The sequence below is a fragment of the Streptomyces sp. NPDC050636 genome (assembly GCF_040654775.1).
Lineage (GTDB): Bacteria > Actinomycetota > Actinomycetes > Streptomycetales > Streptomycetaceae > Streptomyces.
In genome coordinates, this window is record NZ_JBFAIP010000003.1 from 261,883 (window position 1) to 275,214 (window position 13,332).

Sequence of the window (13,332 nt, forward strand, 5' to 3'; positions counted from 1 at the left end):
TCAGGCGCTGGCGTGCTCCCGCGACCGCGCCGTGTCCGCCGGGTCCTTCCGGAAGGCCCACGCCATCGTCGGCTCCATCGCGAAGCGGAACACCTTGCGGACCGGCGGTGTGCACAGGGCCGTCACGACGACCGCCGCGATCAGCGTGACCGCGATCTCGCCGAGCGGTGTGTGCAGCCATGCGTAGTCGTCGAACCAGCCCCAGAACCGCGAGCCCTTGGCCAGGAAGCCGTGCAGCAGATAGCCGTAGAGCGTCCCTGCGCCGAGCGCGGTGAACCACATCTGCCGCCTGGGCACCCAGGAGAAGAAGCAGGCCACCAGCACGAGCGAGCAGCCGAAGAGGGCCGGCGTCATCACCGCGCCGATCCACCAGGTGGTGCCCAACTCCTGTGCGCTGTCCCGGTGGTAGAACCACGCCGAGCTCATCCGGGGCGCCGCCCAGTACGCCATGACCAGCGCGGCGGCGAAGATCGGCAGCGATGCGATCCGCACCGCGCGCCGCTGCACCATCTTGAAGTGCTCCGGCCGCATGAACAGCCCCAGCACGAAGAACGGCAGGAACTGCAGCACTCGTTGGAGGTCCAGATCGTCCCCGATGTCCGGTGACACGGACGCGAGTACGGCGATGGCCAGCGCGAGCGGAATCGGCCACCGCACGATCTTCCACAGCGGGGTGGTCAGCCGCCAGACGAACAGGGCCACCAGGAACCAGGTCAGGAACCACGGATCGAGCAGGCTGATCGGATGCCCGGGATCGTCGTCCGCCCAGCGCTTGAAGAACGAGTACGCCGTCTCAAAGAGGATGTACGGGACCGCGACGCCGGTGACCAGCCGCTGCAGCCGGTCCTTCCGCATGTCGAAACTGCGCGAGAAATAGCCGGAGATGATGATGAATGCCGGCATATGGAGGGTGTAGACGGCCATGTAGAGCGCCTCGGCGGCGCGGCTGCCGTCGGTAAGCGGCTCCCAGGCGTGCCCCATCGCGACCAGGACGATGGCCAGATACTTCGCGTTGTCGAAGAACGCATCCCGGCCGCCTTTCGGCGCGGGGGCCGACGCCTGCTCCGGCACCCCCGGTTGCTGCGCGGCACGCGCCGTCCGGTCGGCGTCCGCCGCCTCCCTGGCGGGAGGGAGCTCTCGTCGAGGTGTCGGGGCAGCGTGAAACATCTGAGGCACGATAGCGGCGCGCGGCGAATGCGTAAAACCGCTCCGGTGACATTTCCTATTTCCCCAGGTGCCGCCGCTCACGCCGCGCACATAAATCTCGCAATCGACGGGGAGGGATCCCCCGCACGGGCTCCGCGTACCCGTGTATGACATCACGGATGCCCTACCCAGCTGCCCGGTCTTATCCCCTTTAATCCCCCTGAGTCGGGTGGTATCCCCTGCGGACGGCCCGACAGGAATGTCCGCTTCCTTAATGCTATGTCCGAATGAATCCCTGAGGCATCGGCCGCCTCCGTATGCCGTGACGGACGCCACGGAAAAGAAATTCACCGGTGCGCGATACTCGTTGTACGAATATTCGAGCCGCATCACTTGCCGGTCGCCGGCAGCGACCCGACGGAGCTAATGATCAGGCCGGAATATTCATGTGACGTCGGTCTCGGAATTCCCCCGGCCGGAGCGCGCGTCTGCCGTCCACCGCAGTCGTTCGCCCCGGCGCCCTCTCGTCTCATGGCCGCCACCGGCTGAGGGCGCCCCCGCTCGGAGGCCGGGGGAGAGAATCGGGCAAAGCGTTGGCCGATGATTCGTCACCCGCCTGCAATGGGAAGAAGGTTGGTGGCACGATGGGGTCAAGGGGGTGTGAGCGGCATGCCCCCATGGGCCGGTGAGGCGTTCCGACCGAGGGTGTGATCAGTTGTGGCTCTATCGCTGTCCGTGGTGCTGCTGTTGGGGATCGTGCTGGTCGTACTGATCCGAGGGAAGTCGATCAAGCCTGGCCCGGCGATCGTGGCCGTCCTCTTCGGCTTCTTCCTCGCCTCCACGGGCATGGCGCCGTCGATCAACCGGTTCTTCAACTCCCTGGCGGACACGATCAATCACATCACCTTCTAGGCACCCGCTCCACGGCTCTGTCCGGAGCCGCCACCGGGCCCGGTCCGCGTCAGCGCGTGCCGGACGGCGTCCTCGCTACGGCCCACCAGCGCTGATCCGTCGTCCGCGGTGATGATCGGCCGCTGGATCAGCCGGGGATGCGCCGCCAGCGCCGCAATCCACCGCTCGCGCCCGGCCTCCGTGCGCTCCCACGCCCCGAGCCCCAGCTCCTTCGCCTCGGCCTCCTGGGTCCGTGTGATGTCCCATGGCTCCAGGCCCAGCCGCTCCAGCACACCGCGCAGTTCGTCCGCGGTCGGCGGCTCCTCCAGGTACTTGCGCACGGTGTACGCAGCGCCCTCCTCGTCGAGGATCTGCACGGCGGAACGGCACTTGGAACACGCGGGATTGAGCCAGATCTCCATGCCGGCCACCTTATTGACTCCCGCCACGCGAGCGAAGGGCGCGGTCCCTCCTCGCGCGCCTGGTGTGTGTCGCATGTCACCAGGGTCCGGGCCAGACTGGAAGAGGCGGCGCTGCCGAGCCCCGGCAGCGGCCCGGCCGTGGAGGAGCCATGACGGCAACGGCGTGGACCGACACTCCGGTCGCGATCGAAGGCGAGAGCGTGGACGTACGCGTCCAGGAAGTCGGGGGAGGGATGTCCGCCTCCTTCGTGCGACTTGCCAAGGGCACGGACTTGGGGCCGGTGCTCAAGGGCCTTCCGGACGACCGATGCCAGTGCCCCCACTGGGGGTACCTGTTCAAGGGGCGGCTCAAGATGCGGACGGAGGGCGGGGAGGAGATCTACCAGGCGCGGCAGGCCTTCTACTGGCCGCCCGGTCATGTCCCGGAGGCGCTGGAGGACTGCGAGTACCTGGACTTCTCGCCGACGAAGGAGTTCAACGCGGTGATCGAGCACGTCAAGTCGCAGCTGGCGTGACCCTGGACCGTCCGTGCCGCCTACCGCCGCAACAACAAGGGCCAGACCGAGGAAACATCCTCTGACCTGGCCCTTTGTCATACGGAGCGGGCGACGGGAATCGAACCCGCGTAGCCAGTTTGGAAGACTGGGGCTCTACCATTGAGCTACGCCCGCGAGCGCCGCACAGGTCACAGGACCTCGGCACGCAGTGCATCCTAGCGGGTCGCGGCGGCGCGCCGCACATCCCCATGCCCCGTGGAACGGGGACCCCGGATAACTGGCAGCCGTCCTGTCTGCGGCCATGTACCCTACGTGTCGCACCGACGGGGTGTGGCGCAGCTTGGTAGCGCGTCCGCTTTGGGAGCGGAAGGTCGTCGGTTCGAATCCGGCCACCCCGACCAGCGTTTTCACGCCAGAACCACAGACTTACCCTGAGCCGCGGCAGTCAGGCCGGTGGATGCTCGAGATCGCGTTATCGGCGTCATCCTCCTTGCGGTTACTATGCAAGTTGCGTGCCCGTGTGCCTCTATCCCGGGCGCGATCGGCCGGGGCCCACATCACCGGGTGCCGGAAGATCTCAGGCAAAACCCCAGAAGTCAGCCCCAAGGAGACCGAACCGTGAAGAGCGCCGTGGAGACCCTGAACCCGACCCGGGTTCGGCTCACTGTCGAGGTGCCCTTCGAGGAGCTCAAGGCCAGCCTCGACGCGGCGTACAAGAAGATCAACCAGCAGGTCACGGTGAAGGGCTTCCGCCAGGGCAAGATCCCGGCCCGCGTCATCGACCAGCGGTTCGGCCGTGGTGCCGTGCTGGAGGAGGCCGTCAACGACGCGCTCCCGAAGTTCTACACCGAAGCGGTCAACGAGGGTGAGCTCAACGTCCTCGGCCAGCCCGACGTCGACATCACCGAGCTGAAGGACGGCGAGCTGCTGGCCTTCACCGCCGAGGTCGACATCCGCCCCACCCTGGAGATCCCGGACTACTCCGGCATCGAGGTCGAGGTCGACGCCGTGGAGGTGTCGGACGACGACATCGACAAGTCCGTCGAGCAGCTCCGTGAGCGCTTCGCCTCGACCACCCCGGTCGAGCGTGCCGCCGCCGAGGGCGACGTGCTGACCATCGACCTGGAGGCCAAGGTCGACGGCGAGGTCCTGGAGGACGGCGTCGCCCAGGGCGTCACCTACACCATCGGCTCCGGTGAGCTCCTCGACGGCATCGACGAGGCCGTCAAGGGCCTGGAGGCCGGCGGCAGCGCCACCTTCACTTCCGAGCTCAAGGGCGGCTCCGCCGAGGGCAAGGAGGCCGAGGTCAAGGTCGACGTCACCGAGGTCAAGGCCCGCGAACTGCCGGAGCTGGACGACGACTTCGCGCAGCTGGCGAGCGAGTTCGACACCCTCGAAGAGCTCAAGGCCGACAGCGCCAAGCGCCTCGCCCAGATGAAGAAGTACGACCAGGCCACCCAGGCCCAGGAGAAGGTCCTGGACGAGCTGCTCAAGCTCGTCGAGGTGCCGATGCCCGAGAAGCTGCTCGCGGACGAGATCCAGACCCGCAAGCACAACCTGGTCAACCACCAGCTCGGCCAGATGGGTCTCGACCTCGCGAAGTACCTGGAGATCCAGGGCAAGACCGAAGAAGAGTTCGACGCCGAGACCAAGGAGCAGGCGGAGAAGGGCATCAAGACCCAGTTCATCCTGGATGAGCTGGTCAACAAGGAGAAGCTGAACGTCAGCCAGGAGGAGCTCACCGAGCACCTCATGCGCCGCGCGCAGTCCTCCGGTATGTCCCCCGACCAGTTCGCCCAGGCCGTCGTCGAGGGCGGCCAGGTGCCGATGCTCGTCGGCGAGGTCGCCCGCGGCAAGGCGCTCGCGGTGGTCGTCGAGGCCGCCACGGTCAAGGACAGCAACGGCGAGGTCGTCGACCTCGACGAGGAGGACGAGACCGGCGAGACCGTCGAGGCCATCGCCGAGGACGTCGTCGCCGCCGCCGAGGGCACGGACACCGAGGAGGCCGCCCCGGCCGAGGAGAAGCCCGAGGCCTGAGCCTCAGCGGCCGCATCCGTTTCCTGAGTACGGGCCCGAACACGCACGTCCGCGTGTTCGGGCCCGTATGTCATACCGGACCGGTGAGCCTGCGCTCACAGCGAACAGTTCTCAATGCGGGATGGCGTTGTCCGACCTGCGCGTTAGGGTCCGTAGATACGAGGGCAGGGGAGTCCCTGAAACCGCGCCGGCGCACCACCCGGCGCAGGTCCCCGCGCCCCAGAAGACGACGCTGAGACGGCCCGGAGCCGTCCGACAACGAGCAGGTGGACACGTGACGATCCCGATGCCTTCCGCCGCCACTGAGCCGACCATCGGTGGCCTCGGCGACCAGGTCTACAACCGGCTGCTCGGCGAGCGGATCATCTTCCTCGGCCAGCCGGTCGACGACGACATCGCCAACAAGATCACCGCGCAGCTGCTTCTCCTCGCCGCGGACCCGGACAAGGACATCTTCCTCTACATCAACTCTCCGGGCGGCTCGATCTCGGCCGGCTTGGCGATCTACGACACGATGCAGTACATCAAGAACGACATCGTGACGATCGCCATGGGCCTCGCCGCCTCGATGGGGCAGTTCCTGCTGAGCGCCGGCACCCCGGGCAAGCGCTTCGCGCTGCCGAACGCCGAGATCCTCATCCACCAGCCCTCCGCTGGTCTGGCCGGCTCCGCGTCGGACATCAAGATCCACGCCGAGCGGCTGCTGCACACCAAGAAGCGGATGGCGGAGCTGACCTCCTTCCACACCGGCCAGACCGTCGAGCGGATCACGCACGACTCGGACCGCGACCGCTGGTTCTCCGCCGACGAGGCCAAGGAGTACGGCCTCATCGACGATGTGATGACCTCTGCCGCCGGCGTTCCGGGCGGGGGCGGCACCGGGGCCTGAGCCCTGTACCACTCGCCCCAAAGCCAGCCCAGCCCCTTGATCGCCACCAGGACGGTGAACACCACGATGAACAACTTCCCCGGCAGCGGCCTCTACCAGGGCGCGGAGTCCGAGTTTTCCGGTGCTCGGGCCGAGTCCCGCTACATCGTTCCGCGCTTCGTCGAGCGCACCTCGCAGGGCGTGCGCGAGTACGACCCGTACGCGAAGCTCTTCGAGGAGCGCGTGATCTTCCTCGGCGTGCAGATCGACGACGCCTCCGCCAACGACGTCATGGCGCAGCTGCTGTGCCTGGAGTCGATGGACCCGGACCGGGACATCTCGATCTACATCAACAGCCCCGGCGGCTCCTTCACCGCGCTCACGGCCATCTACGACACGATGCAGTTCGTGAAGCCCGACATCCAGACGGTCTGCATGGGCCAGGCGGCCTCCGCCGCAGCCGTGCTGCTCGCCGCCGGCACCCCCGGCAAGCGGATGGCGCTGCCCAACGCCCGGGTGCTGATCCACCAGCCCTACAGCGAGACCGGCCGCGGCCAGGTCTCCGACCTGGAGATCGCCGCCAACGAGATCCTGCGGATGCGGGCCCAGCTGGAGGACCTGCTGGCCAAGCACTCCTCGACGCCGATCGAGAAGATCCGTGACGATATCGAGCGTGACAAGATCCTGACCGCCGAGGAGTCCCTGGCGTACGGCCTCGTCGACCAGATCGTCTCGACCCGGAAGTCGTCCGTCTCCATCGGATAGCGATTCGCTCGAACAGCGATCTTCGCGAAGTGAGCCGGAGCGTCGCCCCCTTGGATCGACCACGGATCGACTGAACCGAGTCGGTCCAAGGGGGGCCCGTACGGGGGGCCCGGCAAGGTACCGTCGATAGGCAAGCACCCGGGTCCGCGGAGCAATGCGGATCCCAGGCGAAGGGGAAGCACCTCGTGGCACGCATCGGTGACGGCGGCGACCTGCTCAAGTGCTCATTCTGCGGGAAGAGCCAGAAGCAGGTGAAGAAGCTCATCGCGGGACCTGGTGTGTATATCTGCGACGAGTGCATCGACCTCTGCAACGAAATCATCGAGGAGGAGCTCGCCGAGACCTCCGAGGTGCGGTGGGAGGAACTCCCCAAACCGCGGGAGATCTACGAGTTCCTGAACGGCTATGTCGTCGGCCAGGAGCCCGCGAAGAAGGCGCTCTCGGTCGCCGTCTACAACCACTACAAGCGGGTGCAGGCGGGCGAGAACGCCCCGGGCCGCGGCGACGAGGGCATCGAGCTCGCCAAGTCCAACATCCTGCTGCTCGGCCCGACCGGCTCCGGCAAGACCCTGCTCGCGCAGACGCTCGCCCGGATGCTGAACGTCCCCTTCGCGTTCGCCGACGCCACCGCCCTGACGGAGGCCGGCTACGTGGGCGAGGACGTGGAGAACATCCTCCTCAAGCTGATCCAGGCCGCGGACTTCGACATCAAGAAGGCCGAGACCGGCATCATCTACATCGACGAGATCGACAAGGTCGCCCGCAAGAGCGAGAACCCGTCGATCACCCGTGACGTCTCCGGCGAGGGCGTCCAGCAGGCCCTGCTCAAGATCCTGGAAGGCACCACCGCCTCCGTCCCGCCCCAGGGCGGCCGCAAGCACCCCCACCAGGAATTCATCCAGATCGACACCACGAACGTCCTCTTCATCGTGGGTGGCGCGTTCGCCGGCCTGGAGAAGATCATCGAGGCCCGGTCCGGCGCCAAGGGCATCGGCTTCGGCGCCACGATCCGCTCCAAGCGCGAGATCGAGTCCAAGGACCAGCTCCAGGAGGTCATGCCGGAGGACCTGGTGAAGTTCGGGATGATCCCGGAGTTCATCGGCCGCCTCCCGGTCCTCACCTCGGTCCACAACCTCGACCGCGAGGCGCTCCTCCAGATCCTCGTCGAGCCGCGCAACGCCCTCGTCAAGCAGTACCAGCGCCTCTTCGAACTCGACGGCGTGGAGCTGGACTTCGACCGCCCGGCCCTGGAGGCCATCGCCGACCAGGCCATCCTGCGCGGCACCGGCGCCCGAGGCCTGCGCGCCATCATGGAAGAAGTCCTGATGTCGGTGATGTACGAGGTCCCGTCCCGCAAGGACGTCGCCCGCGTCGTCATCACGGAAGACGTCGTTCACTCGAATGTGAACCCGACGTTGGTGCCGCGGAGTCGGGGGGACTCGGGGGAGCCGCAGGAGAAGAGCGCGTAGGCGCGCCCTGACAGATACGGAGCCGCCCGGCAGCGAGATCGCTGCCGGGCGGCTCCGTTGTTGGTATCGCTGATGTCAGTCAGTGGTTCAGGCGGCGCGGTGGCAGGCGCCGTTGGCAACTCCCGGATTAACGCCTGGATGTCCGTTCGCGGCCGCGGAACAAGCGAAAGGCGCTCGGCGAGGGGATTCTCGTCGAGCGCCTCGGCTTCAGGGCTGGTGCGGTGCCGCTACTTCTCCTTGCGGACCTCGTCGCGGATCTTGGCGGTCTTCTCCGCCAGGTCCTCGGCGCTGGGCGCGTGTGCGGTGATGGTGCCGTCAGTCGGCGACATGGCATCTGCCATCGAGACGGCGCCGATCGCACTGCTGTCGCCCCAGATGCAGGTCGAGACATTGACGGAGATGGTCACGCCACCTCCGCCGAACGAGGCCTTCTGCGTCTTGCACTTCAGCACCGCACCATCGAACCCGCTTGGCGAGTACTCGGTCGGTCCTGTGACCGTCTCGACCTTCATGTTTTCCTCGCCAGGCTGCTTCTGGCCCTTCTGGTTCTCCTCCAGCTTGGCGAACATCTGGTCCACGGCGGACTCTGGGTCGTTGACCTTGCCGTAGACACCGCCCACGCTGACTTTCAGTTTGTTGCTGTTCGAGTAGGAGCCGTTGACGGTCTTGCCCCCCGTGATTCCCATCGCCTTGGCTTCCTTGTCGTTGGCAAGGCTCTTGCCACCGCCGGAACCGCTCGCCTTCTGGAACTCCCCGCTCAGCAGGCTCTCCGGCATGACGATCGTGTACGGCTTCACATCCCCGCCCGACCCGAACGCGAAGTAAGCCCCCACGCCGATGGCCGCGACCACGACCACCGCGCCGATGATGAGGCCGATCTTCTTGCCGCCGCCGCTGCTCTCCGGCGGGCCCTGCGGGATCGTGCCGTAGGGGGTCTGCTGGCCGCCCTGCTGGGGGAATCCGTAGCCCTGCTGCGGCTGCTGGCCGTACGGGCCGGGCTGCTGCGGCTGCTGCGGCTGCTGGGGGTAGCCGTAGCCCTGCTGCGGGGGCACCGGGCCGCCCTGCTGCGGGTAGCCGTACCCGGGCTGCGGAGCCGGCTGCTGCGGCTGGCCGTACGGGCCGGGCTGCTGCGGCTGCTGGCCGTACGGGCCTGGCGGCGGCTGGTTGTAGCTCATTGAGCGGTTCCCCTCGTGACAACTGACGGCAGCTGATGTTTATGCGTTGCCGACATCTTCTCCGACGTGACTGACAACCGGTGCCCCGGGGGCGAAACCGATTCGAAGCTGCTACATCCGCGCCCGTACACTGTGCGTCGTGACCGAGAACACTCAGCAGAGCAACCACAGCGTCCCCGAACTGCCGACTCAGTACACGCCGGCCGATGTAGAGGGGCCGCTGTACGAGCGCTGGGTAGAGCGGGGCTACTTCGAGGCGGACGAGAAGAGCCAGAAGCCGCCGTTCACGATCGTCATCCCGCCGCCGAACGTCACCGGCTCCCTGCACCTGGGCCACGCCTTCGAGCACACGCTGATCGATGCGGTGACGCGCCGCAAGCGGATGCAGGGCTACGAGACGCTCTGGCAGCCGGGCATGGACCACGCCGGTATCGCCACCCAGAACGTTGTGGAGAGGGAACTCGCCAAGGAGGGCGTTTCGCGCCACGACCTGGGGCGGGAGGCGTTCGTCGAGCGGGTCTGGCAGTGGAAGGCCGAGTCGGGCGGGCAGATCTCCGGGCAGATGCGGCGGCTCGGTGACGGCGTCGCGTGGTCGCGTGAGCGGTTCACGATGGACGAGGGCCTGTCCAAGGCCGTCCAGACCATCTTCAAGCGGCTCTACGACGACGAGCTGATCTACCGCGCCGAGCGCATCATCAACTGGTGCCCGCGCTGTCTGACCGCCATCTCGGACATCGAGGTGGAGTACCAGGACGACGAGGGCGAGCTTGTCTCCATCCGGTACGGGGAGGGCGATGCGTCGATCGTTGTTGCCACGACCCGCGCCGAGACGATGCTGGGTGACACCGCGGTCGCGGTCCACCCGGAGGACGAGCGCTACGCCCATCTCGTCGGCACCGAGATCGAGTTGCCGTTGACGGGGCGCCGGATCCCGGTCGTCGCCGATGAGCATGTCGACCCGGAGTTCGGTACGGGTGCGGTCAAGGTCACCCCGGCGCACGACCCGAACGACTTCGAGATCGGGCGTCGGCACGGCCTGCCGAACCTCGCCGTCCTCGACGAGCGTGGTGTGATCACCGCGCACGGCCCCTTCCAGGGCCTGGACCGTTTCGAGGCCCGTTCGGCGATCGTCGGTGCGCTGCGCGCCGACGGCCGGATCGTCGCCGAGAAGCGCCCGTACACGCACTCCGTCGGGCACTGCTCGCGCTGCAAGACCACCATCGAGCCGCGGCTGTCGATGCAGTGGTGGGTCAAGGTCGGCCCGCTGGCGAAGGCCGCGGGTGACGCGGTGCGCGAGGGGAAGGTCGCGATCCATCCCAAGGAGATGGAGTCGCGCTACTTCGGTTGGGTCGACAATCTCCACGACTGGTGCATTTCGCGGCAGTTGTGGTGGGGGCACCGGATTCCGGTCTGGTACGGGCCGGAGGGTGAGGTCGTCTGCGTCGGGCCGGATGACGAGGCGCCGAGCGGCGAGGGCTGGCACCAGGACACCGACGTTCTGGACACCTGGTTCTCGTCCGGGCTCTGGCCGTTCTCCACGCTCGGCTGGCCCGAGCAGACCCCGAGCGTCGAGAAGTTCTATCCGAACTCCGTCCTGGTCACCGGGTACGACATCCTGTTCTTCTGGGTCGCCCGGATGATGATGTTCGGCCTCTACGCGATGGACGGCACCCCGCCGTTCCACACCATCGCGCTGCACGGCATGGTCCGCGACCAGTTCGGCAAGAAGATGTCGAAGTCGTTCGGTAACGCGGTCAATCCGCTGGACTGGATGGACGCCTACGGGTCGGACGCCGTCCGGTTCACGCTCGCCCGTGGTGCGAACCCGGGTGTCGACGTGCCGATCGGCGAGGACTGGGTCCAGGGGTCCCGCAACTTCGCCAACAAGATCTGGAACGCCACGCGGTTCGCGCTGATGAACGGTGCGACGGTGGAGGGCGAACTGCCGCCCGCCGAGCAGCTGTCGGCGACCGACCGGTGGATCCTCTCCCGGCTCAACGCGGTCATCGCCGAGGTCGACGGCTACTACGAGGACTACCAGTTCGCGAAGCTGTCCGACGCGCTCTTCCACTTCGCGTGGGACGAGGTCTTCGACTGGTACGTCGAGCTGTCGAAGACCACGTTCATGGCGGGCGGACCGGCCGCCGACGCCTCGCGCCGCGTCCTCGGCGAGGTCCTGGACGTCACGCTGCGGCTGCTGCACCCGGTCGTCCCGTTCGTCACCGAGACCCTGTGGACGACGCTGACCGGGCGTGAGTCGGTGGTCATCGCCGAGTGGCCCGCCGCTGTGTTCGTTCCTGGGGCCGACGCCCCGGGGGGCTTCCGGGACGCGGCGGCCGAGGCGGAGATCGGGCTGGTCCAGCAGGTCGTCACCGAGGTCCGCCGGTTCCGTTCCGACCAGGGGCTGCAGCCCGGCCAGAAGGTCCCCGCCCAGCTGGACCTGTCCGCCACGGCGCTGGCGGCGCACGAGGCCGCGATGCGTTCGCTGCTGCGGCTCCAGCCGGCCGGTGACGACTTCAGCGCCACCGCGTCGCTGCCGGTCGCGGGCGCCACGGTCGCTCTGGACCTGTCCGGTGCGATCGACGTCGAGGCGGAGCGGAAGCGGCTGGCGAAGGATCTGGCCGCGGCGGAGAAGGAGAAGGCGCAGGCCAACGGCAAGCTCGGCAACGAGGCGTTCCTCGCCAAGGCGCCGGAGAAGGTCGTGGACAAGATCCGCGGCCGGCTGGAGACCGCCGAGGCGGACATCGAGCGGATCAGCGCACAGCTGGCGGCTCTTCCCCAGGCGTAACTCCCGCCTTTTTCGCCGCCTCCGCCTTCCACGCGGCTTCCGCGGGCCCCACCTCCGAAGGGATGTGGGGCCCGCCCCGTTTCCGGTCGCGCCCGCGTTCCCGTACGGGCCACAGCAGGACGTATGCCGTCGACACCGCCACGAACGCCAGGCGGATCAGGCCGCGCGCCGAGTCGTCGGGGACGACGAAGACGGTGCCGTACAGCATGATCAGGGCGATCCAGCTCCACCACGGGACCAGGCGGCGCTGCCCGATCACGTCCCACAGCAGCGTGCCGAGCAGCACGGACGCGGTGTAGTACGTGTAGACGCTGGGGTCCAGGACGATGCGGGCGTTGGCGCCGATCAGCACGACCGCGGCCCATCGGCCCCGCCACACGGCCAGACAGCCCAGCGCCAGGCCGAGGGCGGCCTGCGCGGGCCGGTCCCAGCCGGGCGTCTCAGGGTCGCCGACGCCCAGCCAGCGCAGTGCGGACGCCGGATGGTTGGGGATGGCGAACTTCGCCGCGGAGAACGACTGCGCGTCATGGATGAAGAACGGCAGCCAGGCGAGCGCGACCAGCCCCACGCACCAGGTGGCCGCGCGCAGCCAGTCCTTCCTCGGGAGCGCCAGCAGCAGCGGCAGGAAGGCCACCGCGGTCGGCTTGGAGTCCATGGCGAGGGCCAGGAAGACGCCGGTCAGGGCGGCGTTGCCGCGGGTGAGGGATCGCACCGCGAGGCCCGTGAAGAACAGCGCGAGGACATCGTCGAGATGCCCGAAGCGGACCGCGACCTCGATCCACATGGGAATGAAGGCCAGCCCGGCGATCAGTACGCGCTGCCGCAGCCGCTGGTGGTTGGTGCCGGTGCCGAGGAAGTGGTGCGCGGCGCTGCGGCCGGCCAGCACCACGATGACCAGGCCGAGCAGCGACATCAGGGCCGCGGCGAGGAACTGGCCGGTGGCTTCCGGGAACGGGTTGAACAGCCCGGCGACCAGAAAGCTGACCGGGCCCATCTGGAGCTCGGGGTGATGGGCGTAGAGATTGAGCCCTCCGGTGCCGTCGCCCGAGGGGCCCTGGTAGATCAGCTCGCCGCCGGTGCGCAGATAGTGCCAGGAGAAGCCGCCGTTCGGCTCGACGACGACGAACCACAGCACGGTCCACGCGGTGAGCAGCACCAAATGCATCCGCTGACTTATTGCCGGCACCCGTCTTCAGCTCCCGCTTTCCCGCGCGATGCGCGTGTGAATACCGGGGCATACAGAGCCCGCCGTCAAAGAGGGCGGAAAGCGGGGA

Annotated in this window: 11 protein-coding genes and 2 tRNA genes; 8 read left to right on the plus strand and 5 right to left on the minus strand. The window is 67.8% G+C overall.

Annotation, left to right across the window (positions count from 1 at the left end):
* A complete protein-coding gene (locus AB0I10_RS05815) occupies positions 1–1,167 on the minus strand; it encodes an acyltransferase family protein (protein WP_363151052.1) in 1,167 nt (388 codons plus the stop codon).
* Positions 1,168–1,863: 696 nt separating this feature from the next.
* Between AB0I10_RS05815 and AB0I10_RS05820 the strand changes: the two genes are divergently transcribed.
* The gene (locus AB0I10_RS05820; RefSeq protein ID WP_136739628.1) at positions 1,864–2,058 is read left to right on the plus strand and encodes a hypothetical protein; all 195 of its coding nucleotides are present in this window, start codon (positions 1,864–1,866) and stop codon (positions 2,056–2,058) included.
* Here the strand turns inward: AB0I10_RS05820 and AB0I10_RS05825 are convergent.
* Positions 2,055–2,459 (minus strand): arsenate reductase family protein, encoded by a 405-nt coding sequence (locus AB0I10_RS05825; protein ID WP_363151053.1) that lies wholly within the window; start codon positions 2,457–2,459, stop codon positions 2,055–2,057. The two genes, AB0I10_RS05820 and AB0I10_RS05825, sit on opposite strands and share 4 nt — an antisense overlap.
* 149 nt (positions 2,460–2,608) lie before the next feature.
* Here AB0I10_RS05825 and AB0I10_RS05830 point away from each other — a divergent pair, with 149 nt between their 5' ends.
* Positions 2,609–2,974 (plus strand): hypothetical protein, encoded by a 366-nt coding sequence (locus AB0I10_RS05830; protein ID WP_363151054.1) that lies wholly within the window; start codon positions 2,609–2,611, stop codon positions 2,972–2,974.
* 85 nt (positions 2,975–3,059) lie between these two features.
* Here the strand turns inward: AB0I10_RS05830 and AB0I10_RS05835 are convergent.
* Positions 3,060–3,130 (minus strand) — tRNA-Gly (locus AB0I10_RS05835).
* A gap of 150 nt (positions 3,131–3,280) precedes the next feature.
* Here AB0I10_RS05835 and AB0I10_RS05840 point away from each other — a divergent pair.
* From AB0I10_RS05840 to clpX, 5 genes are all read left to right on the plus strand, one after another.
* Positions 3,281–3,357: transfer RNA gene (locus AB0I10_RS05840), tRNA-Pro, on the plus strand.
* 217 nt (positions 3,358–3,574) lie between these two features.
* On the plus strand, positions 3,575–4,993 hold the full coding sequence (gene tig, locus AB0I10_RS05845) for a trigger factor (protein ID WP_363151055.1): 1,419 nt from the start codon (positions 3,575–3,577) through the stop codon (positions 4,991–4,993).
* A gap of 286 nt (positions 4,994–5,279) precedes the next feature.
* The gene (locus AB0I10_RS05850) at positions 5,280–5,882 is read left to right on the plus strand and encodes an ATP-dependent Clp protease proteolytic subunit (RefSeq protein WP_363151095.1); all 603 of its coding nucleotides are present in this window, start codon (positions 5,280–5,282) and stop codon (positions 5,880–5,882) included.
* Positions 5,883–5,948: 66 nt separating this feature from the next.
* The gene (locus AB0I10_RS05855; RefSeq protein WP_363151096.1) at positions 5,949–6,626 is read left to right on the plus strand and encodes an ATP-dependent Clp protease proteolytic subunit; all 678 of its coding nucleotides are present in this window, start codon (positions 5,949–5,951) and stop codon (positions 6,624–6,626) included.
* Positions 6,627–6,811: 185 nt separating this feature from the next.
* Positions 6,812–8,095 carry an ATP-dependent Clp protease ATP-binding subunit ClpX gene (gene clpX / locus AB0I10_RS05860; RefSeq protein ID WP_363151056.1) on the plus strand — a complete coding sequence of 428 codons (1,284 nt, stop codon included), beginning with the start codon at positions 6,812–6,814 and terminating at the stop codon, positions 8,093–8,095.
* Between the two features lie 227 nt (positions 8,096–8,322).
* Here the strand turns inward: clpX and AB0I10_RS05865 are convergent, their stop codons facing one another.
* Complete coding sequence (locus AB0I10_RS05865; RefSeq protein ID WP_363151057.1) at positions 8,323–9,270, minus strand: hypothetical protein; 948 nt, start codon at positions 9,268–9,270, stop codon at positions 8,323–8,325.
* A gap of 139 nt (positions 9,271–9,409) precedes the next feature.
* On the opposite strand from AB0I10_RS05865, the gene AB0I10_RS05870 reads away from it, so the two are divergent.
* Complete coding sequence (locus tag AB0I10_RS05870) at positions 9,410–12,058, plus strand: valine--tRNA ligase (RefSeq protein WP_363151058.1); 2,649 nt, start codon at positions 9,410–9,412, stop codon at positions 12,056–12,058.
* Here the strand turns inward: AB0I10_RS05870 and AB0I10_RS05875 are convergent.
* Positions 12,024–13,223, minus strand: a complete 1,200-nt coding sequence (locus AB0I10_RS05875; protein WP_363151097.1) for a hypothetical protein — start codon at positions 13,221–13,223, stop codon at positions 12,024–12,026. The genes AB0I10_RS05870 and AB0I10_RS05875 overlap by 35 nt on opposite strands.
* Positions 13,224–13,332 lie beyond the last annotated feature (109 nt).

Coding starts and splice junctions, on each gene's coding strand:
- AB0I10_RS05850 (WP_363151095.1), top strand. CDS start 5,280: ATGCCTTCCGCCGCCACTGAGCCGACCATCGGTGGCCTCGGCGACCAG.
- AB0I10_RS05825 (WP_363151053.1), bottom strand. CDS start 2,459: ATGGAGATCTGGCTCAATCCCGCGTGTTCCAAGTGCCGTTCCGCCGTG.
- AB0I10_RS05855 (WP_363151096.1), top strand. CDS start 5,949: ATGAACAACTTCCCCGGCAGCGGCCTCTACCAGGGCGCGGAGTCCGAG.
- AB0I10_RS05830 (WP_363151054.1), top strand. CDS start 2,609: ATGACGGCAACGGCGTGGACCGACACTCCGGTCGCGATCGAAGGCGAG.
- AB0I10_RS05815 (WP_363151052.1), bottom strand. CDS start 1,167: ATGTTTCACGCTGCCCCGACACCTCGACGAGAGCTCCCTCCCGCCAGG.
- AB0I10_RS05875 (WP_363151097.1), bottom strand. CDS start 13,223: ATGCATTTGGTGCTGCTCACCGCGTGGACCGTGCTGTGGTTCGTCGTC.
- AB0I10_RS05865 (WP_363151057.1), bottom strand. CDS start 9,270: ATGAGCTACAACCAGCCGCCGCCAGGCCCGTACGGCCAGCAGCCGCAG.